Annotated in this window: 15 protein-coding genes and 1 pseudogene; 4 read left to right on the forward strand and 12 right to left on the reverse strand. The window is 73.5% G+C overall.

Annotated features, from left to right (window positions below):
* Nucleotides 1-26 precede the first annotated feature (26 nt).
* Nucleotides 27-1,664, reverse strand: coding sequence for an acyl-CoA dehydrogenase family protein (locus tag FIV43_RS15725; RefSeq protein ID WP_141014891.1), 1,638 nt, complete (start codon nt 1,662-1,664; stop codon nt 27-29).
* 65 nt (nt 1,665-1,729) lie between these two features.
* Here FIV43_RS15725 and FIV43_RS15730 point away from each other — a divergent pair, with 65 nt between their 5' ends.
* Nucleotides 1,730-2,440: a PaaX family transcriptional regulator C-terminal domain-containing protein gene (locus FIV43_RS15730; protein ID WP_141014892.1), complete on the forward strand. Its 711-nt coding sequence runs from the start codon at nt 1,730-1,732 to the stop codon at nt 2,438-2,440.
* A 125-nt stretch (nt 2,441-2,565) separates the two neighbouring features.
* Here FIV43_RS15730 and FIV43_RS15735 read toward each other — a convergent pair whose 3' ends face one another.
* From FIV43_RS15735 to FIV43_RS15770, 8 genes are all read right to left on the reverse strand, one after another.
* Complete coding sequence (locus tag FIV43_RS15735; protein ID WP_196780836.1) at nt 2,566-2,943, reverse strand: GatB/YqeY domain-containing protein; 378 nt, start codon at nt 2,941-2,943, stop codon at nt 2,566-2,568.
* A 134-nt stretch (nt 2,944-3,077) separates the two neighbouring features.
* Nucleotides 3,078-3,767 carry an SWIM zinc finger family protein gene (locus FIV43_RS15740; protein WP_141014893.1) on the reverse strand — a complete coding sequence of 230 codons (690 nt, stop codon included), beginning with the start codon at nt 3,765-3,767 and terminating at the stop codon, nt 3,078-3,080.
* Complete coding sequence (locus tag FIV43_RS15745) at nt 3,764-6,823, reverse strand: DEAD/DEAH box helicase (RefSeq protein WP_231123444.1); 3,060 nt, start codon at nt 6,821-6,823, stop codon at nt 3,764-3,766. Before FIV43_RS15745 ends, FIV43_RS15740 begins: the two co-directional genes overlap by 4 nt.
* Before the next feature lie 148 nt (nt 6,824-6,971).
* The gene (locus FIV43_RS15750) at nt 6,972-8,156 is read right to left on the reverse strand and encodes a hypothetical protein (protein ID WP_141014894.1); all 1,185 of its coding nucleotides are present in this window, start codon (nt 8,154-8,156) and stop codon (nt 6,972-6,974) included.
* 596 nt (nt 8,157-8,752) lie between these two features.
* Nucleotides 8,753-10,903 (reverse strand): DEAD/DEAH box helicase, encoded by a 2,151-nt coding sequence (locus tag FIV43_RS15755; protein WP_141014895.1) that lies wholly within the window; start codon nt 10,901-10,903, stop codon nt 8,753-8,755.
* Nucleotides 10,904-11,010: 107 nt separating this feature from the next.
* Complete coding sequence (locus FIV43_RS15760; RefSeq protein ID WP_141014896.1) at nt 11,011-12,339, reverse strand: acyltransferase family protein; 1,329 nt, start codon at nt 12,337-12,339, stop codon at nt 11,011-11,013.
* Complete coding sequence (locus FIV43_RS15765; RefSeq protein WP_141014897.1) at nt 12,246-13,073, reverse strand: acyltransferase family protein; 828 nt, start codon at nt 13,071-13,073, stop codon at nt 12,246-12,248. Before FIV43_RS15765 ends, FIV43_RS15760 begins: the two co-directional genes overlap by 94 nt.
* A 125-nt stretch (nt 13,074-13,198) precedes the next feature.
* On the reverse strand, nt 13,199-13,501 hold the full coding sequence (locus FIV43_RS15770) for a DUF2470 domain-containing protein (RefSeq protein WP_141014898.1): 303 nt from the start codon (nt 13,499-13,501) through the stop codon (nt 13,199-13,201).
* Between the two features lie 86 nt (nt 13,502-13,587).
* Between FIV43_RS15770 and FIV43_RS15775 the strand changes: the two genes are divergently transcribed.
* Complete coding sequence (locus tag FIV43_RS15775) at nt 13,588-14,028, forward strand: hypothetical protein (protein WP_141014899.1); 441 nt, start codon at nt 13,588-13,590, stop codon at nt 14,026-14,028.
* A 213-nt stretch (nt 14,029-14,241) separates the two neighbouring features.
* Here FIV43_RS15775 and FIV43_RS23900 read toward each other — a convergent pair whose 3' ends face one another.
* Together FIV43_RS23900 and FIV43_RS23905 are read right to left on the reverse strand one after the other, a co-directional pair.
* On the reverse strand, nt 14,242-15,078 hold the full coding sequence (locus tag FIV43_RS23900) for a M13-type metalloendopeptidase (RefSeq protein WP_407938906.1): 837 nt from the start codon (nt 15,076-15,078) through the stop codon (nt 14,242-14,244).
* A pseudogene (locus FIV43_RS23905) lies at nt 15,070-16,337 on the reverse strand (hypothetical protein); the annotation flags it as partial. The pseudogene FIV43_RS23905 and the gene FIV43_RS23900, both read right to left, overlap by 9 nt.
* Nucleotides 16,338-16,414: 77 nt before the next feature.
* Here FIV43_RS23905 and FIV43_RS15785 point away from each other — a divergent pair.
* Nucleotides 16,415-17,425: a hypothetical protein gene (locus tag FIV43_RS15785; protein ID WP_141014900.1), complete on the forward strand. Its 1,011-nt coding sequence runs from the start codon at nt 16,415-16,417 to the stop codon at nt 17,423-17,425.
* Between the two features lie 19 nt (nt 17,426-17,444).
* On the opposite strand, the gene FIV43_RS15790 is transcribed toward FIV43_RS15785, so the two are convergent.
* A complete protein-coding gene (locus FIV43_RS15790; protein WP_141014901.1) occupies nt 17,445-18,413 on the reverse strand; it encodes an NADPH:quinone oxidoreductase family protein in 969 nt (322 codons plus the stop codon).
* A 159-nt stretch (nt 18,414-18,572) separates the two neighbouring features.
* On the opposite strand from FIV43_RS15790, the gene FIV43_RS15795 reads away from it, so the two are divergent.
* A complete protein-coding gene (locus FIV43_RS15795) occupies nt 18,573-19,103 on the forward strand; it encodes a PadR family transcriptional regulator (RefSeq protein ID WP_141014902.1) in 531 nt (176 codons plus the stop codon).
* Nucleotides 19,104-19,132: the final 29 nt, after the last annotated feature.

Here is a 19,132-nt window from a genome sequence, read left to right on the forward strand (position 1 = left end):
GCACCTGAGGCCGGCGAGCGGCCGGATCAGGCCGTCGCCGGGACCCGGTCCAGGATCGGCGCCAGGTCGACACCGGCCGGCAGCGTGCCGAACGCCCCGCCCCAGTCCCGGCCCAGCCGGGTCGCGCAGAACGCGTCCGCCACCGCCGCGGGGGCATGGCGCAGCAGCAGCCCGGCCTGGAAGACCAGCGCGATCTGCTCGACGATCCGGCGCGCCCGGAGCTCGAGGTCGTCGAAGGAGGTGAGCTCCTTCTTCAGCGAGGCCAGCGCCTCGTCGTACCGGGGGTCGGCGCCGGCGGCCAGCTCCGCCTCGACGAAGAAGGCGTCGAGCGAGGCGGGCTCGCGGCCGATCGCCCGCAGCGCGTCGAGCGCCGCGACGTTGCCGGAGCCCTCCCAGATCGAGAGCAGCGGCATCTCGCGGTAGATCCGGGCGAGGTCGAAGTCCTCGGTGTAGCCGTTGCCGCCGAGGCACTCCAGCGCCTCGCCCGCGGCGATCGGGGCACGCTTGCACACGTAGTACTTGGTGGCGGCCAGGGCGAGCCGGCGCAGCGCGCCCTCCTGCTCGTCCCCGCGGATCGCGCGGTCGTTGGCCCCGGCCAGGCGGAGCATCGCGGTCATCGCAGCCTCGGACTCGACCTGCAGGTCGGCGAGGACGTTGCGCATCAGCGGCTGGTCGACCAGCAGCTTGCCGAACGCCGCGCGGTGGCGGGCGTGGTGGGTCGCCTGGACCAGTGCGTTGCGCATCCCCGAGCTCGACCCGATGACGCAGTCGAGCCGCGTCATGTTGACCATCTCGACGATGGTCTTCACGCCCTTGCCCTCCTCGCCGACGAGCCAGCCGATCGCGTCGTCGTACTCGATCTCGGAGGAGGCGTTGGACTTGTTGCCCAGCTTGTCCTTGAGCCGCTGGAAGCGGATCGGGTTCGCCTCACCGCCCGGCAGCACGCGGGGCAGCAGGAAGCAGGAGAGGCCGCCGGGGGCCTGGGCGAGGGTGAGGAACATGTCCGACATCGGCGCCGAGGTGAACCACTTGTGGCCGCGGATCACGTAGGTGCCGTCGGCGCCGTCCCGCCCGGCCAACGGCGTCGCCGTGGTGGTGTTGGCGCGCACGTCCGAGCCGCCCTGCTTCTCGGTCATCGACATGCCCGCGACCAGACCGGCCTTGGTCTCCGGGTCGCGCAGCCCGAAGTCGTAGGTGCGGTTGGTCAGCAGCGGCTCGAAGCGGGCCGCCAGCTCCGGGCTCTGCCGCAGCGCGGGCACCACCGCGTAGGTCATCGAGACCGGGCAGCCGTGGCCGGCGTCGACGTTCCACGCGAAGAACTTCGCCGCGCGCGCGACGTGGGCGCCGGGCCGGTCGTCGCCCCACGGCGCCGCGTGCACCCCGTGCGAGACGGCGGTCTCCATCAGCTGGTGGTACGCCGGCACGTACTCGACCTCGTCGATCCGGTTGCCGTAGCGGTCGAAGGTGTGCAGTCGCGGCGGGACGCGCTCGGCCAAGCGGCCCCAGCCCTGCGCCTCGGCGGTGCCCGCGAGCCGGCCGAGCTCGTGGATCTCCGGCAGGGCCCAGGCCGCGCCCTCGCGCTGCACGCCCTCCAGCAGGACCGGGTCGGCGGCGGTGTCGTGGCCGACCAGCGGCGGGACCTGGTTGAACACCTCGTGGGTCATACCGGCGATGCTACGCTTTGCACCGCAATTGTGTCTATATCTGTAGCAACCGAGGAGGTCGGTGCATGGAGCTCTCCCCGCTGCCGGCGCGCTCGGTCGTGCTGAGCCTGATGCTCGGCTCCCACCCCGCCCGCTGGACCCCGGCCCAGCTCGCCGCCGCCGGCACGCACTTCGGCGTCGCCGCCTCCACGCTGCGCACGGCCCTGACCCGCGCCGTGGCCGCCGGTGACCTCGAGCGGATCGACGGGGACTACGTGCTCGGCGAGCGGCTCGCTCGGCGCCAGCGCCACCAGGACGAGGCCGTCGAGGACGCCGGCACGGCCTGGGACGGCGCCTGGGAGATGGCGGTCGTGGTGGTCACCGGACGCTCCGGCCCCGAGCGCGCCGCGCTCCGCGAGGCACTGACCGAGCACCGGCTCGCCGAGCTGCGCGAGGGGGTGTGGACCCGGCCGGCCAACCTCCGCCGACGCCGCGGCTACGCCGACGAGCCGGTGCTCAGCACGTTCCGCGCGGTGCCCGACGGCGACCCCGGCGAGCTCGCCGCCGAGCTGTGGGACCTCCCCGGCTGGGCGGCCACCGGACGCCGCCTGCTGGACGACCTGGCGGTCCCGGCGGCACCTTCGGTGCGGCTCGCGGTCGCGGCCGGCGTCGTACGGCACCTGGCCGGCGATCCGCTGCTGCCGGCCGATCTGCTCCCCGCCGACTGGCCGGGCACCGCGCTGCGGACCGCCTACGCGGACTACGCGATCACCCTCCGGGAGACCCTGCAGGCCTGACCCCCTCGTCGAGTTGGGGGTTCGGGCCCGTTGACTTGGGGGTTCGCTCCCGTCGACTTGGCGGTTGGCACCGTTGAGTTGGGGGTTGGGACCGTTGAGTCGGCGGTTCGGGCCCGCCGGCACGCTCAGCGCTGGACGGCGTCGTCGAGGTAGTGCCCGAGCAGCGCCGCTTCGTGCCGCAGCTGCTCGGCGGCCGCCTCGCGTCCGTGGGCCGCCAGCTCGACGGCCGTCGCGAGCCGCTCGTCGCGCTCGCGCGCCACCACCGCCTGTACGTCGGCCTCGGACAACTCCCGTCGCGCCACCTCAGCCGCACCGACGCCCAGCGCTGCGCCGGCGATGGGGCCTTCGCTCGTGGACATCGGGGAGGTGCCGACGGGTACCGGCTGAGCCTCGGCGTTCGCGATCGCTGCGAGAGCAGTGCGGAGCACCCCGGCCGTCGCACGGTCCCGGGCACGCAGCGCGGTGCCCAGGTCCTCGCGCAGACGCGCCTGCAGCTGACTCACTCTTCGACGGTATTCCTCGAAAGGGCAGGTCACAAGCGCATTCCGCGTGCAGAATCCCCAACTCAAGGGACCCGAATCCCCAACTCAACCGTCCCGAACCCCCGACTCGACGGGCCCGAACCCCCAACTCGACGTCACAGCAGGCCGTCGGGGAGGTCGGCGCCGGCCTCGAGCAGCTCCACCAGGCGACGGGCGCGGAGCACCGCGTCGGCCGCCACCTCCACGTCGTCGGCCAGGTCGACCGCGCTTGCGCTCGCGTGGCCGTCCAGATCGGCCGGGGCGGTGCGGGCGTGCAGGTCGGCGAGCAGCGACTCCCGGTCCAGTCCGCGCACGGCGAAGAGCACCAAGGGGTCGGCGTCCACCAGCCAGCCGGTCTGCGCCAGCACTGCCAGCGCGTGCGGGCAGGGATCCAGGGCGTGCGGGCAGGTGCAGGTCGCGGCCAGCTCGCCGCCGTAGGGGAGCAGCTCGACGCCGATCTCCTCGGCGTGCTCCACCAGGTCGTGCGGCAGGTCGCCGGCGAGCAGCGCGGCGACTCGTCCGGTGGCGGCGGCCACCACGTCGACCAGTGCCCGGCGCTGCTCGTCCTCGAGCTCCGGGACGCTCACCTCGACGGTCCAGGCGTCGTCGCCCTCGCGCACCGCGGCCAGCACCGTGCCGGAGCCGATGCTGATCCCACCGACCTCGCCCCGGCGGGCGACCGCCCGTCCGGCGCGCAGGTCGGACTCGGTGAAGGCGGCCTCCTCCACGGCCCGCTGCCACGCCTTCCCCCACCACGACCGGGCTCCTCCGCGCCGTCCGGCCTGTCGCGGATAGGTGGTCCTCACGGGGCGTCCAAGCTCTGCTCACGCGCTCGGAGATCGGCCAGGATGCCGGCACGGCGCTGGTCCTTGCGGAGCGTGACCAGGTCGCGCAGCTCCTCGTTCGAGAGCTCGGTCAGCGCCGCCTCGCCACGGGCGAGGACCGCGTCGGCGAGCGCCCGCTTGCGGGTGAGCAGCGCGGCGACCCGCTCCTCGATGGTCCCGGTGGTGACCAGCTTGTGCACCTGCACCGGACGGGTCTGTCCGATCCGGTGGACCCGGTCGGTGGCCTGGTCCTCGACGGCCGGGTTCCACCAGCGGTCGACGTGGATCACGTGGTCGGCCCGGGTCAGGTTGAGCCCGGTGCCGCCCGCCTTCAGCGACAGCAGGAAGACCGGTGGCTGCTCGTCCTCGGAGGTCTCCTGGAACCGGCGCACCATCGCCTCCCGCTCCGCGACCGGGGTGCTGCCGTGGAGGAACTGGTGGCGGACGCCGATCGAGGTCAGGTACTGCTCGAGCAGGTGGCCGAGGGCGACGTACTGGGTGAACAGCAGGACGCCGCCGGACTCGGCGAGGACGGTGGCGACCAGCTCCTCGACGAGGTCGAACTTCTCCGAGCGACCGCGCAGCCGCACCGCACCGGACTGCTTGAGGAACTGAGCGGGGTGGTTGCAGATCTGCTTCAGCCCGGTCAGCAGGGCCAGCACCAGGCCGCGGCGGGCCTGTTCGTCGGCGCGCTCGATCCGCTCCATGGTGTCCCGCACGAACGCCTCGTAGAGGACGACCTGCTCGCGGGTCAGCCCGAGCAGGTGCTCGGTCTCGGTCTTCGGCGGCAGCTCCGGCGCGATCCCGGGGTCGGTCTTGCGGCGGCGCAGCAGGAACGGCCCGATCAGGTCGGCGAACTGGCGGGCCTTGGTCGGCTCCGCGCCGGACTCGATGGGCGCCGCCCACACCCGCCGGAACGCCTGCCGGCTGCCGAGCAGCCCCGGCACCGCCCAGTCCAGGATCGACCAGAGCTCGGTCAGGTCGTTCTCCACCGGGGTGCCGGTGAGCGCGACCCGGGCGTGTGCCGGGACCTTGCGCAGGGTGCGGGCGGTCGCCGAGCGGGAGTTCTTCACGTGCTGTGCCTCGTCAGCGACGACCAGGTCCCAGTCGAGGGCGACCAGTGGGTCCGGGTCGCTGCGCAGCGTGCCGTAGGTGGTGAGCACGAACCCGGACCCGGCCCCCGCGGCGCCCGCGCCCCATTCGGATTGGTCGGGATCCGCGCCATTTCCCGACCAATCCGAATGGGGCTCGATGAGGCCGGCCAGGGACCGCGTCGCGCCGTGGAAGCGCCGCACCGGCACCCCGGGGGCGAACCGTGCGATCTCGGCCTCCCAGTTGCCCAGCAGGCTGGCCGGGCAGACCACCAGGGTGGGGCGCCCCTGCGACTGACCTTCGGCCAAGCGGTGCAGGTGCAGGCTGATCAGGGTGATCGTCTTGCCCAAGCCCATGTCGTCGGCCAGGCAGGCGCCCAGGCCCAGGCCGGTCAGGTCGGCGAGCCAGGTGAGGCCGTGGCGCTGGTAGTCGCGCAGCTCGGCCCGCAGCCCCGACGGCGTGGGCAGCGGGTCGCGGGTCGCCGCGGACAGCACCCGGTCACGTACGGCGAGCAGGCCGGCGCCGACCACGACCTGCTCGGCGACCGGCTCCTCCCCCGCGCCGGCCGGCACCTCGGTGACTCCGCTCAGGGCCGCGCCGAGCGCCTGCGCGCCGGAGGCGGAGCGGATCAGTCGCTTGCGGGCCCGCTGGGCGGTGGTCGGGTCGACCACCGTCCACGCGCCGCGCAGCTTCAGGATCGGGCTGGCCGCGTCGGCCAGCTCGCGCATCTCGGCCTCGTCCAACGGATCCCCGTGCAGCGCGACCTGCCAGGAGAACGAGAACAGCCCGTCGACGGAGAACGGACTGTCCTGCAGCGGCAGTTCGGGATTGCGCTCGACCGGACGGTCCCGCGGCGACCGGTCGAGCACCGCCCGGGTGGTCAGCTCCCTACCGAGCGAACGCGGCCAGTGCACATCGACGTGGGCGTCGCGCAGCCCGCCGACGTGCTCGAGCAGGCTGGAAACCTCGGCCGGCTCCAGCACCAGCTGGTCCGGTACGGCGAAGCCCAGGAGTCGTTCCAGCGGCGGCCACACGTCGGCGGCCGCCCGTAGCGCGATGCTCGCGTGCACGCGGGCACCGGGCCCGAACCCGTGTCCTCCGGGTGTATCCGCCGCGTCCCCGTCCTCGGCCCAGAGCACCGCGGCGTCGGCGACGTGCAGCGGATCGCGCTCGTCGTGGACCTGGAGCACCAGCCGGACGCTGCCGACCTCGAGATCCTCCTCGTCGGCCTCGACGCGCAGCGAGACCCGGACCAGCTCGGGCAGCCGGTTGCCGGGGCCGCGCTCCGCGCGAGACCGCTCCGCCACCCGTCGGCGGACGCGGGCGGCGAAGTCGACCTTCGGCTCGTGCGGTGGCTCGGCGCCGGGCCGGCCCCCGTCGCCCGGGGTCCCGCCGTCGGAGCCGTCGTCACCCGTGGCGGTCCCCGTCGCCCCGTTCGCCCCGGTCGCCCCCGTCGCCTCCGTCGCCCGTGACGTGCGTGGCCCGGTGGCGGAGCGGCGGGACCGGGTCGACGGCCCGGCCGGTCCGGTGCGCGGCAGCGTGTCGACGACGGCGTCGATCATCGCCCGCACCACGCGGCCGGCCTCCTCGGGGTCGAGCCCGTCGTAGCCCCGGGCGCGGGCGAGGAGGCGGATGCTCTCGTCGTCGCGGGCGTCGAGCCCGTCCACGCGCCACTGCGGCGGGTCGCTCTCGGCGACGGGGGTGAGCTTGCCGGCCGCGACGAACCGGGTCGCCAGCAGCGCGGCCCCGGAGAGCAGCGCGATGCTGGGGTGGGCCTCGGCGTCGTCGCGGGCCCGGGCCAGCACCGGCAGCGCGGCGCGGACCGGCAGGCTGATGGTGCGTGCCCTCCGGCCGGAGTCGGCGGCCGCGCTGAACTCGATCTCCGACTCCCGTGGCGGGACGACCGCGCGCAGCAGGGCCGGACCCGAAACCGGAACGAAGCTCACCGACACCTCCACGCGACCGGGACACGCCTCCGCCCGGTCGGGCCGGAGGGTGGACCTGACGCTAACGCGTCGGCCCGACACGGAGTTCCCCCGTCAGCCCGCGGCCAGTGCGACCGAGCCCGACCCGGGACCGAGCGGCTCCCGGTGCTCAGACGACTTGTTCGTCCAGCTTGCGCGCGCGCCGCCGGGCCAGCGGCATCGCGAGCAGCAGCACCACCGCGCCCCCGGCGCCCAGTCCGGCCACCCACCAGGTCGGGTGCTCGACCGCGAGCACCACGGTGGCCAGGGGCAGGGCGAGTGCGACGATCGCCAACGCGAGCACCGAGAAGCCGGAGTGGTTGGTGAGCCAGGCGGCGAGCAGCCACAGCAGCGCGAGGGCCCCGGCGAGGGCGAGTACGACGGCGACGTCGCTCTCGTAGTCGGCGGGCACCGCGGAGACCCCGCCCAAGCCGGACTCCATGCCCTCGGTGCCCCCGAACGCGTCGTCGGAGCCGGTCACCCCGAGCAGCATCCCGGCGAACCCGGCCGCGTCGCCGAAGAGCCCGGCCACCATCCGGGCGAGGAGCATCCCGAGCAGACTGGCGCAGATGCCGACCACGCCGATCACGCCCACCGCGACACCCGTGATGATCCGGCTCGGCAGGGCCCATCCGACGATGGTCACGAGGGCGACGAAAGCGGTCGCTCCGAGCGCGAGCCAGACGTTGACGTCGTCGGCGTCGATCTGGTCGCCGAAGAGGTCCTCGAACCCTTGCAGGTAGATCACGCCGAGAGCGATCACGGCGGTCACGGCGAACGCCGGGCGGCGAGCCAACAGATAGCCGAGGACGGCCAGCAGGAGCATCACCGCGCCGACCAGGTAGGCCTGCTCGTCCACGTCCCACTCGTCGAGCAGGATCGGCAGCAGGACGCCCAGGCCGAGGATGCCGACCACTCCCGGCCAGGTGACCAGGTCGGCCCGCGACCCCCCGGGCTCGGTACGACGAACGGCCAGCGCCACGACCAGCGACAGCCCCAGCAGGCCGAGAACGGCGGCCAGGCCCGACCCGAGGACGGTCCAGTCGATGTCCCCCTCCTCGTCACGCCCGCGGAAGGCGGCGATCAGGATGCCGGCGCCCAGCAGGCCGGCGCCGAGCACCGCGAGCGCCCCGGTCAGTCCGCCCTTCTCGGCCGGCCTCGCCGCGACCGGCCCGGCGGGTTCGCCCGGATCACCCGGGCCCGCCGGGTGGTCCTGGTCGTCGACGACCACCGGCGGCGGGAAGACGCGGGTGTGGCTCTCCTCGGGGTCGCTGTCGATGTAGGTCGGGGAGCCGCCCACCGGGGAGGCGCCCACAGCCCCGGCCCCGGCAGGGACGGCACCGGGCGGTGCGGCACCGGGCTCGCTCGCACCTGGCGGCACAGCACCAGACTCGCCGGCACCAGGCGGCACAGCACCAGGCGGCACAACACCAGGCGGCACAGCACCGGGCGCCCCCGTGCCAGGCGCTGCCGTACCGGGCACCGGCGGCGGCAACCCGTCCGGGTCGGAGCCGGCCGGGACCCCGGCGGACCCCGGTGTCGATCCGGCACCCGCGGCAGCGGCACCCGGCGCACCCTGAGTACCACCCGGCGCACCCGGCGCGGCATCGGGAGCGTCAGCCCCGGAGGAAGCGGGCCAGCCCGCCGGACCGCCGTCCGCGGCATCCCCGGCATCGGGGGTCCTCGGCGGCACCGCGGGTCGCTCCTCGCGGCCGGCCGCGATCGGCTGGGTCTCGGAGACGTCCTGCGTCGGTGGGGCGGAGCTGTCAGGCTCCCGCGGACCCGTCTCGTCCGGTGCGTCGTCCCGTCCCGCAGCGTCGTCCGTCATAGCCGCAGCCTAGGACCGCGAGTGCCGCTTTCCGTGGACCCGAGCGTCGACGGCCCGGGCGGTCCTGCGCACACCCGGCTCGCTCAGCCGGAGACCCCCAGCACCAGGGGGAGCACCAGGTCGGCGCCGGCGCCGTAGAGCGCCGACCCGGCGAGGGTGAGCGACCAGCCGGTCACCCAGAGGTCGTCCACGAGCAGCACCCGGCGACCGGACACCGCATCCGGCGACTCGAGTCGCAGGTCGCTGCGCCGGGAGACGGCGGCCACCCGTTGGGCGGAGTTCGTCGCGCCCTTGTCCGGTGGGATCGTCGGATCGACCACGCTCCACTGGCCGACGACGGGTCGGCCCAGGAACCGGGAGAGTCCGGCGGCGAGGTCGGTGACCAGTTCTCCACGCCGGACCGAGCCGGCCGTCACGATCACGTCCACCTCGGGACGCCAGTCGCCCAGCAGGGTGACCATGGCGCGGGCGAGGTGGTCGGGCACCGGGCCGTCCACCACGCGGCCCTCGGGGTGCTCGCTGTAGTCGGTGGCGAACAGCGAGCGCAGTGCGGCACCGTGGCCGAGGTCGGTGAGGCGCGCGATCGCGCGGCCCTCCTCCAGCGACGGGTTGATCCGGCCCTTGAGCTCGACCCCGATGGTGGGCAGTCCGGTGGGCCAGAGCTTGCGCGGCTGCAGCGCCACCCCGGGGCGGGCGAGCCGGTCGGCGGCGGCGGAGATCGCCTCCTGGGACGTCTCCAGGTCCAGCCGGAGTCCGCCGCAGCTGTCGCAGCGACCGCAGGTCCAGCCCGGGTCGGCGAGCACGTCGGGGTCGTCGAGCTGGCGGCGCAGGTAGGCCATCCGGCACTCGTCGGTGGCCAGGTAGTCGAGCATCGCGCGCTGCTCCGCGGCGCGGGCCTCCGCGACCCGGCGGTAGCGCTCCTCCTCGTAGACCCACTCCCGGCCGGTGGCCTCCCAACCGCCCTTGACGCGGCGAACCGCGCCGTCGACGTCGAGCACCTTCAGCATCGTCTCCAGCCGGGTGCGGGAGAGGTCCACCCGCGGCTCCAGCGCAGCCGTGCTCATCGCTCGGCCCTCCTCGGTGAGGACCGCGAGCGTCTCGCGGACCACCGCCTCCCTCGGGAAGGCAAGGGAGGCGAAGTAGGCCCAGATGTCGCGGTCCTCGGTCGCCGGGAGCAGGACCACGGAGGCCTCCTCCACCGCGCCGCGTCCGGCGCGGCCGACCTGCTGGTAGTACGCCACCGGGCTGTCCGGCGCACCGAGGTTGACCACGAAGCCGAGCGCGGCGTCGAAGCCCATCCCCAGCGCGCTGGTCGCCACCAGCGCCTTCACCTCGCCGTCGATCAACGCCTGCTCGAGCGCCAGGCGCTCGGTCTGCTCGGTCTGCCCGGAGTAGGCGGCGACCTGGTGCCCGCGCGAGCGCAGGTAGTCGGCGACCTCCTGGGTCGCGGCGACGGTCAGGCAGTAGATGATCCCGGACCCACGCTGCTCCGCGAGGTGGTCCGAGAGCCAGGCGAGCCGCTGCTCGGCGGTCTGCAGCCGGACCACGCCCAGCCGCAACGACGCCCGGTCCAGCGAGCCGCGCAGCACCAAGGTCTCCCGGCCGAGCTGCTCGGCGACGTCGTCGGTGACCCGCTGGTTGGCGGTGGCGGTGGTGGCCAGCACCGGGATGCCGTCGGGGAGCTCGCCGAGCAGGGTCCGGATCCGGCGGTAGTCCGGACGGAAGTCGTGGCCCCAGTCGGAGATGCAGTGGGCCTCGTCGACCACCAGCAGGCCGCAGGTGGCGGCCAGCCGGGGCAGCACCTCGTCCCGGAACCCGGGGTTGTTCAGCCGCTCCGGGCTGACCAGGAGCACGTCCACCTCGCCTGCCGCGATCGCGCCGTGCACCTCGTCCCACTGCTCGATGTTGGTGGAGTTCACCGTCATCGCCCGGATGCCGGCGCGCTCGGCCGCGGCGATCTGGTTGCGCATCAGCGCGAGCAGTGGGGAGATGATCACGGTCGGCCCGGAGCCCCGGTCGCGCAGCAGCCGGGTGGCGATGAAGTAGACCGCCGACTTGCCCCAACCGGTGCGCTGCACCACCAGCGCCCGGCGCCGGTCGATCACCAAGGCCGAGATGGCGGACCACTGGTCCTCGTGCAGGGTGACGTCGTCGCGCCCCACCAGCGCCCGCAGGTGCTGCTCGGCCTGCGCCCGCACCGTCGTCGCATCGAGCTCTGCCGTCGCCTGGTCCACGTCTTCTCCTTCGCCCGTCACGTCCCGTCGCACCCCATCCGAACCCGGCACTCCGACACAACCACCACGGGCACCGGACCCTCGCTCCGGGCCCCGACTCCCGGCGCTCAGCTCCAGCCGAGTCGTTCCCCGACCTCGGGCGTCACGTGCCGCACCCAGGTGCGGCTGAGGTGATCGTCGTTCGCATAGACCATCAGGCCGCCCGCGACCGCCGGACAGCGGCCCTCGACACAGGCCAGGTCGGCGACCGCGACGTACCGGACGCCGAGGTCTGCGGCGACCTCCTCGGTGAGCTCGTTGGCCTGGACCACCCGTGCCTCCGCGTCCGCGATGCAGGAGGCCATGGTGGCCGCGGCATCGGTGACGCACTCGATCGGGTCGACGTCCAGCGGCGGCACGTCGCCCACCAGGACGACCTCGCCGGCCGACTCCTCGAACGTGGCCACCGTCTCCCGGACGCCGCTCGACCAGGCGGCCGGGCGGTCGGCGACCGGGACCGTCATGTTGCGCTGCAGGCCGCGACTGCCGATCAGCACGACGTCCGGGCGGATCTCCGCCACCTGGTCGGCCACCCAGCCCCGGAAGTCGCTGCACTCGTGGTAGTCGCGGCCGCCCCAGGTGATCTCCACCGCGAAGGGCGAGCAGCCGAACTTGATCAGCGGCACCACCCGGTACCCGTGCTCGGCGCCGAGCTCGTCGAAGGCGGGCAGCCACTGCCCCATGTGGGAGTCGCCGACCACGACCGCGGTGCGGTCCGCCTCCGGGTCGCCGACCGGGCAGAGCCGCACCTGGGTCCACGACTGCTGGGCATTGCAGGCGTAGCTGTAGTTCCACAGGTCCGTCTCCAGCTCCGGCACCATGTCCAGGTCGGTCAGCGGGAACGGCACCGGTTCCCCCTCCTCGGCGGCCGCGACCGAGTCACGCAGCTCGTGGCGTACCGGGAGGTCCCCGTCGCGCAGATCGAGGTACTGCGCGTTGGCGTCCAGACGCTCGTCGAGCCGCTGCTCGGCCACCGCCTGCGACCCGAACATGCCGAGCAGCACGACCCCGATCGCCGCCGGCCAGAGCGCGAGAGCGCGACGCTGCCGGGCAGCGACCCAGCGGTTGTGCCGGATCGGGTTCTCGACCAGGTGGTAGCTGGCCATCGCGAGCAGCAGCGAGACGCCGACCAGCGCGGAGGTCTCCAGCCACCCGACGGGGCCCTCGGCCTGGGCCGCCCAGAGGACCAGCACCGGCCAGTGCCAGAGGTACCAGGAGTAGGAGAGGTCGCCGATCCAGGTCAGCGGCCGGGTGGTGAGCACCTTCGACGGTCCCACCGCGTCGACCCCGATCCCGGCGGCGATCACCGCGGCCGTGCCGAGCACCGGCAGCAGCGCGGCCGGGCCGGGGAACGCCGTACCGGCGTCGTAGGCGACCGCGGCGACCGCGATGGCCACCAGCCCGCCCCCGACAGGACCCAGCGCAGCGCGGTGGGCATCCGTTCCAGGCGCGCCGCCAGCACCGCCAGCAGGGCGCCCACGGCGAGCTCCCAGGCGCGCCCCAGCGAGGAGAAGTACGCCGCGGTCTGGTTGTCGCCGAGCAGGTGGACCGACCAGGCGAACGACGCCACCCCCAGTACGGCGACCACGATCGCGACCGGACCCTCGATCCTCCGCCGCTCGCCGGCCCCGGCCCGCTCCGCAGCACGCCGCCCGGTGAGCCACAGCACCAGCATCAGCAACGGCGGCCAGACCAGGTAGAACTGCTCCTCCACCGCCAGCGACCAGTAGTGCTGCACGGGCGAGGGCGGGAGACCCTCGGCGAAGTAGTCGGTGCCGAGCCGGGAGAAGTGGACGTTGGCGAGGAAGACCGCGGACCAGCCCACGTCGGTGGCGATCCGCTCCACCCGCAGGTAGGAGAGGGTCGCCGCGGCGAACGCCAGCGTGGCGACCAGGACCAGCGTGGCGGCCGGCAGGATCCGGCGGGCCCGGCGGGCGTAGAAGCCCAGCAGGCTGATCCGTCCGCTGCGGTCGGCCTCACGGACCAGCAGCGAGGTGATCAGGAAGCCCGAGAGGACGAAGAAGACGTCCACGCCCACGAAGCCGCCCGAGAGCGGACCGACACCGGCGTGGTCGGCGACGACGGTGAGGACCGCGATGGCACGCAGTCCCTGGATGTCGAGTCGCCGCATGCTCAGCGAGTGTAGGTAGCCGCGGCCCGGGGACCGGGAGGCGCTCCCGCGGCGCCCGACGCGTCCGGGCCTGCCGGCGGGAGTCGGTGCGGGCGGGTCGGCGCGGGCGGATCGGCGCGGTCGCGTCAGTGCGGGCGGGGTTCGTGCCCGAGCGCGGCGCACGCGGCGTCGTACAGGGCGACGACCTCGCGGCGGATCTCGGCGCGTTCGCTGATCTCGCCGGCCGGCCACCGCACCCGGACGTGCTCGGTGCCACCCTCGGGGCCGACCGCCTCCCACACGCCGGCCTCGGAGTCGAGCCCGATCATCACCGCGGACGCGGCACCCGGGGCACCGTTGGCGCGCACGATGAGCAGGTTGTCCTCGACGTGGTCGTCGTTCATGTGGGCCAGCACGGCGTCGACGACGGCGGGTTCAAAGGGAGTCATGGCAGAAGGCTAGGCGCGGACGTCGAACGCCGAGGGGCACCGGTCCCGGGGGTTGGTTCCCGCTCCGAGCGGGTAGAAGGGTCCCCATGCGTCCCGCGACCACCACCGCCAGCCGTACGGCGACCCGCCTCACCGTCCTCGGTCTCCTCACCGCCCTGCTCGTCGGCGCCTTCGCCCTCACCGGGCCGGCCGCCCAGGCGGCGTGGAGCAACGGCTCCCAGCTCCACGGCGGCAAGGTGCAGGTCTGCAAGGTCGCCCTCGGCGACGGCAGGCTCCGGATCAAGGTGCGGCTCAACAACACCTCCGCCCAGCACACCCACGTCGGCGGGCTGTCCCGGGTCCGCGACTTCACGACGATCGTCGGTCTCGACGTCCGCGCCCGGGCCGGCCGCACGTCCAACACCAAGTCGCTGGTGTGGACCCGCGCCCAGCGCAACGCCGGCGAGTGGCTCAGCGTCGGCATCGGCGACACCAACGGGCAGGGTCACGGCGGCGAGATCGGGCTGAGCCAGATCCGCGTGTGCTGACCGGGCGGGCTGCGGGTTTCCCCGGCTGACCGGTGAAACCCGCACGACACGCCGGTGCGCCCCGGCGTGTCGTGCGGGTTTCAGCCGATAGGTCCGCCCACTGACGCCCTCACCGGGCCCTCGCGCCGACCCCGCGTCAGCACCACTCCACGCGTCGGCCGACCCGCACCAGCACCGACTCCGGGCGCCCACCGAGCCGTCACCGCGCGCGCCTCACCAGATCCGTACCCGCTCATCGGGGTCGAGCCACAGCCCGTCGCCGGGCTGGGTGCCGAAGACCTCGTGGAACTCGTCGAGGTTGCGCACGATGTTGGCGCGGAACTCCGGCGGGCTGTGCGGGTCGATCGTGAGGTACTGACGCTCCTGCTCGGTGCGACGCTTCGTGCGCCAGGCATAGCTCCAGTTCAGGAACACCTTCTTGCGGTCCTCCGCCGTCGCCTCCTCGCCGAGCGCCCGGCGGGAGATCACGTAGGCCTTGTGGCCGATCGTCAGGCCGCCGAGGTCACCTATGTTCTCCCCCACGGTCAGCGCGCCGTTGACCTTCTCGCCGGGCAGGTTCCGCGGCTCGAACTCGGCGTACTGGTCGATGAGGGTCTTGGACTTCACCTCGAACGCCGCCTTGTCCTCGGGCGTCCACCAGTCGTTGAGGTTGCCGTCGCCGTCGTACTGCGCGCCCTGGTCGTCGAAGCCGTGACCGATCTCGTGGCCGATCACCGCGCCGATGCCGCCGTAGTTCTCCGCCGGGTCCGCGTCGGGGGCGAAGAAGGGCCGCTGCAGGATCCCGGCCGGGAAGCAGATCTCGTTGGTGCCGGGGTTGTAGTAGGCGTTGACCGTCTGCGGCAGCATGAACCACTCGTCGCGGTCCACCGGCGCACCGATCTTGGCCAGCTGGCGGTCGGTCTCGAAGGCCGACGACGCCGCCGCGTTGCCGAACAGGTCGTCCGGCCGCACGCTCAGCGCGGAGTAGTCGCGGAACTTCTCCGGGTAGCCGATCTTGGGCCGGAACGTCTCCAGCTTGGCGAAGGCCCGCTGCTTGGTCTCCTCGGTCATCCAGTCCAGCGCCTCGATGGAGACCCGGTACGCCGCCAGCAGGTTGGCGACCAGCTCGTCCATCATCGCCTTCGAGGTCGGCGGGAAGTGGCGGGCGACGTACTCCTTGCCGACCGCCTCCCCATCGCGCCCTCGACGAAGGTGACCGCACGCTTCCACCGGGCGCGCAGCTCCGGGGTGCCGTTGAGGGTGCGGCCGTAGAAGTCGAAGTTGGCCTGTACGAACTCGTCGGTCAGGTACGGCGCCGCCGACCGCAGCACATGCGAGAGCAGCCAGTCCTGCCACACCTCCAGCTCGGTCGCCTCGAGCACCCCGGAGAGGTGGGCGAAGTAGGACGGCTGGCGCACCACGACCTCGGCCGCGGTCGCGTTCTCGCCCTCGATGTGGCCGCCGAGGTTGGTGATGTAGACGTCCCAGGCGAAACCGGGGCACAGCTCCTTGAGCTGGTCGCCGGTCAGCAGGTTGTAGGTCTTCTGCACGTCGCGGGTCTCGGCGCGCTCCCAGTGGCCGCGGGCCAGCTCGGTGTCCAGGTCGAGGACCCGCTGCGCCGCCGCGGCGGGCGACTCGTGGCCGCCCAGGGTGAGCATCCGCTCCAGGTAGCCGAGGTAGGCGGCGCGGATCTCGGCGAACTTGTCCTCGCGGTAGTAGGACTCGTCGGGCAGGCCGAGGCCGCCCTGGACCAGGTGGAACAGGTAGCGGTCGGACCTGCGGGCGTCGGTGTCGATGTAGGACCCGAAGATGCCGTAGCCGCCGATCCGCTCGAACTCGCCGAGGAACGCGGCGAGGTCGCGGATGTCGCGCAGGCCCTTGACGGCCGCGACCAGCGGCTCGAGTGGCGTGGTGCCCAGCGCGTCGATCCGGTCGGTGTCCATGAAGGAGTTGAACAGGTCGGCGATCTTGCGCGCCTCGACGGTGTTCTCCACCTCCTCCGAGGCCGCCGCGCCGTCGGCGAGCTCGGTGATGATCTGCCGCACCTGCTCCTCGGCCTGGTCGGCCAGCTGCACGAACGGGCCCCAGCTCGACCGGTCCGAAGGGATCTCGGTGGTCGCCAGCCAGGTGCCGTTGACGTGCCCGAACAGGTCGTCGGTCGGCCGGATGGTCAGGTCCATGCCCTCGCGGGCGTCGTCCAGGATCGTCACGCCAGCGAGCCTAGGCGGTCTGCGGGTACGGCGGATCCGCGGCGACGGCCGTTTTCGCGACGGGCGAACGCTCGGCCCGGCCCACGGCGCACACGCCACCCACGCCCACCCGCACCCCATCTGCAGGCCCGTCCCACGCCCACCGGTCGCCCACCGGCGCCGTTTGGCGGCACCGGTCGCGGGGAACCGGAACCCCCATGGACCCGCGCCCGACCGCCGAAGCGACCGCCGGAGCGACCGCCGGAGCGGCCCCGGGACAGCCCCCCGCACAGCCCCCCGCACAGCCCCGGACGGCGACCACGGCACCGGACGCCGCCGTCGGCGCCGCCACCGAGCCCCTCGCCCGGCTCGCGGCCCAGGGCCTGGTCGCGCTTCTGGTCGGCCTCCAGCTGGTGCTGCCGCTGCGCGGCGCGATCGGCTCGGACACCTACGGCGGCTACTACGGCTGGGTCGGGATCGGCATCGCGGTGACCGTCGTCGTCGGCCTGGTCGCACGGCTGGTCCTCGCCGTCCCGCACGCGCTCGCGGTCGCCGCGACCGCCGCGGCGGTGTACCTGTTCTGCTGCCCGATCCTGCTGTGGCTGCTGGCCGGGCTGGAGGACCCCGGCAGCGACGGCGAGGTGGCCCTGATCGTCGGGACCACCAGCGCCGCGCTGGCCACCCTGGTCGTGGTGGGCGTGGCCGCCCGGGTGGGCGAGGCGCTGGCGGTGGTCGCCCTGATCAGCTGCGTGGTCGGGTTCGGCTTCGGCGTCTCCGCCGGCGAGCCGGCCTGGAGCGCGGTGCGCGACGCCCAGGAGGCGGCCGAGCGGGCCGCGGAGATCGAGGAGTCCGGCCTCTCGGCGTACCTGCCGGAGATCGAGGGGATGGACCCCGAGTTCTCCACGATCTCCCGGACCGACGGCGTGGTCACCGGCGTCTCCCTGGCCTACAGCCGCTCGGGCGAGATGTTCGCCTCGACCCTCCTCTACGTCGACATCACCGGCGCGCAGGAGTGCGACCCCGAGCTCTACGAGTGCGAGCAGGGGGACGGCTACGTGGTGGTCTCCCGGGACGGCGAGGTGGACTCGATCATCGCCACCGTCGACGGGCAGGGCCTGGTCGCGACCTACTCCTCCTCCGGCAGCGGGGCCATCGCCCCCGACGAGGTGGGTGCCGCCCTGGCCGGCGCCGAGGAGTCCGACTGGGTCACCATCGCCGGTCTCGGGTGAGCCGGCACCGACCGCCGGGTCAGTCCCGGATCCGGACCACCAGCTTGCCGAGCGCGGCGCGATCGTCCATGTCGCGCAGCGCCTGACCGAACTCCTCGACCGGGTAGGTCCGGCCGATCGGCGGGGTGATCCCGCCGGCGTCGATCAGCTCGGCGAGACGGGCCCACTGCTGCTCCAGGTAGCCGGGGTGCTTGAGGACGTAGTCGCCCCAGCCGACGCCGCGCACGTCGATGTTGTTGAGCAGCAGCCGGTTGACCTTGACCTCGGGGATGCCTTGGCCGGCGGCGAACCCGACGACCAGCAGCCGGCCCTGGGGCGCCAGCGAGCGCAGCGAGTCGGTGAACACGTCGCCGCCGACCACGTCGAGGACGACGTCCACACCGCGACCCCCGGTGAGCTCCTTGACCGCGTCCTTGAACCCGTCGATCGCGATCGCCTCGTCGGCACCGGCCGCCCTCGCGAAGGCCTGCTTCTCCTCGGTGCTGCAGACCGCGATGGTGCGGGCGCCCATCGCCTTGGCGACCTGGATGGTGGCGGTGCCGACGCCACCGGCGGCGCCGTGGATCAGCACGGTCTCGCCCGCCCGCAGGCCGGCGCGCTCCTCGAGCGCGAAGAGCGCGGTCAGGTAGTTCATCGGCAGCGCGGAGCCCTCGTCGTAGGAGAGGCTGTCGGGCAGCGCGAAGAGCATCGGCGCCGGCGCGGCCACCACCTCGGCCGCTCCCCCGTGCGAGCCGAAGCCGGCGACCCGCTGACCCTCGTCGAACCCGGCGGCGCTCTCCAGCACCACGCCGGCGAAGTCGACGCCGAGGGTGAACGGCGGCTCGGGCTTGAGCTGGTACTGACCACGGGTCAGCAGCAGGTCGGGGAAGGAGACGCCGACGCTGTGTACCTGGACCAGGACGTGGCCGGGCGCCGCCGCCGGCTCCGGCACCTCCTGGATCGCGATGTCGTCGGGGCCGGTGAGCGTGGAGACCTGGACTGCGCGCATGGGGTCAGGCTAGGGGCATCGCCCAGCGGTGCGGGTGGGGTGCCACGTGGTGGCGGCGGTCAGCGTGGACGGAGGGAGGACGTGGGACGGACCAGACGTGGGACGGACCACAGATGCAACGCGTTGCATAGCCTTTGCAACTCGGTGCATACTCGGCCCATGGCCCTCGATCACGCGCTCCTCGTCGCGCTCTGCGAGCAGCCCGCCTCCGGCCTGGACCTGACCAAGCGGTTCGGCCGCTCGATCGGGTTCTTCTGGAGCGCCACCCACCAGCAGATCTACCGCGTCCTGGGCCGGATGGAGGGCGAGGGCTGGGTCGAGGTCACCGTGGTGCCGCAGTCCGACCGCCCCGACAAGAAGGTGTACGACGTCACCCCGCGCGGCCGCGAAGCCCTGGCCGCCTGGCTGGCCACACCGACGCCGCCCGCACCGCTGCGCTCCGACATCGCGGTGAAGATGCGCGGCGCCGCCAACGGTGACCGCGCCGCGGTGCTGGACTCGGTGCGCGCCCACCTGGCCGACCACACCACACGACTCGACCACTACCGGCAGCTCTCCGAGCGCGACTACCCCGACCCGACGGTGCTCACCGGCACCGAGCTCGATCAGTACCTCGTGCTGCGCGGCGGCATCCTCCTGGAGGAGAGCCAGATCGCGTGGCTGACCGAATACCTGGAGGCACACGCATGACCACCACGCCCACCGTCCGGCCCTACCCG

This window comes from Nocardioides sambongensis (assembly GCF_006494815.1).
GTDB lineage: Bacteria > Actinomycetota > Actinomycetes > Propionibacteriales > Nocardioidaceae > Nocardioides > Nocardioides sambongensis.

Coding starts and splice junctions, on each gene's coding strand:
- FIV43_RS15725 (WP_141014891.1), bottom strand. CDS start 1,664: ATGACCCACGAGGTGTTCAACCAGGTCCCGCCGCTGGTCGGCCACGAC.
- FIV43_RS15730 (WP_141014892.1), top strand. CDS start 1,730: ATGGAGCTCTCCCCGCTGCCGGCGCGCTCGGTCGTGCTGAGCCTGATG.
- FIV43_RS15765 (WP_141014897.1), bottom strand. CDS start 13,073: ATGCGGCGACTCGACATCCAGGGACTGCGTGCCATCGCGGTCCTCACC.
- FIV43_RS15770 (WP_141014898.1), bottom strand. CDS start 13,501: ATGACTCCCTTTGAACCCGCCGTCGTCGACGCCGTGCTGGCCCACATG.
- FIV43_RS15775 (WP_141014899.1), top strand. CDS start 13,588: ATGCGTCCCGCGACCACCACCGCCAGCCGTACGGCGACCCGCCTCACC.
- FIV43_RS23900 (WP_407938906.1), bottom strand. CDS start 15,078: ATGACCGAGGAGACCAAGCAGCGGGCCTTCGCCAAGCTGGAGACGTTC.
- FIV43_RS15785 (WP_141014900.1), top strand. CDS start 16,415: ATGGACCCGCGCCCGACCGCCGAAGCGACCGCCGGAGCGACCGCCGGA.
- FIV43_RS15790 (WP_141014901.1), bottom strand. CDS start 18,413: ATGCGCGCAGTCCAGGTCTCCACGCTCACCGGCCCCGACGACATCGCG.
- FIV43_RS15795 (WP_141014902.1), top strand. CDS start 18,573: ATGGCCCTCGATCACGCGCTCCTCGTCGCGCTCTGCGAGCAGCCCGCC.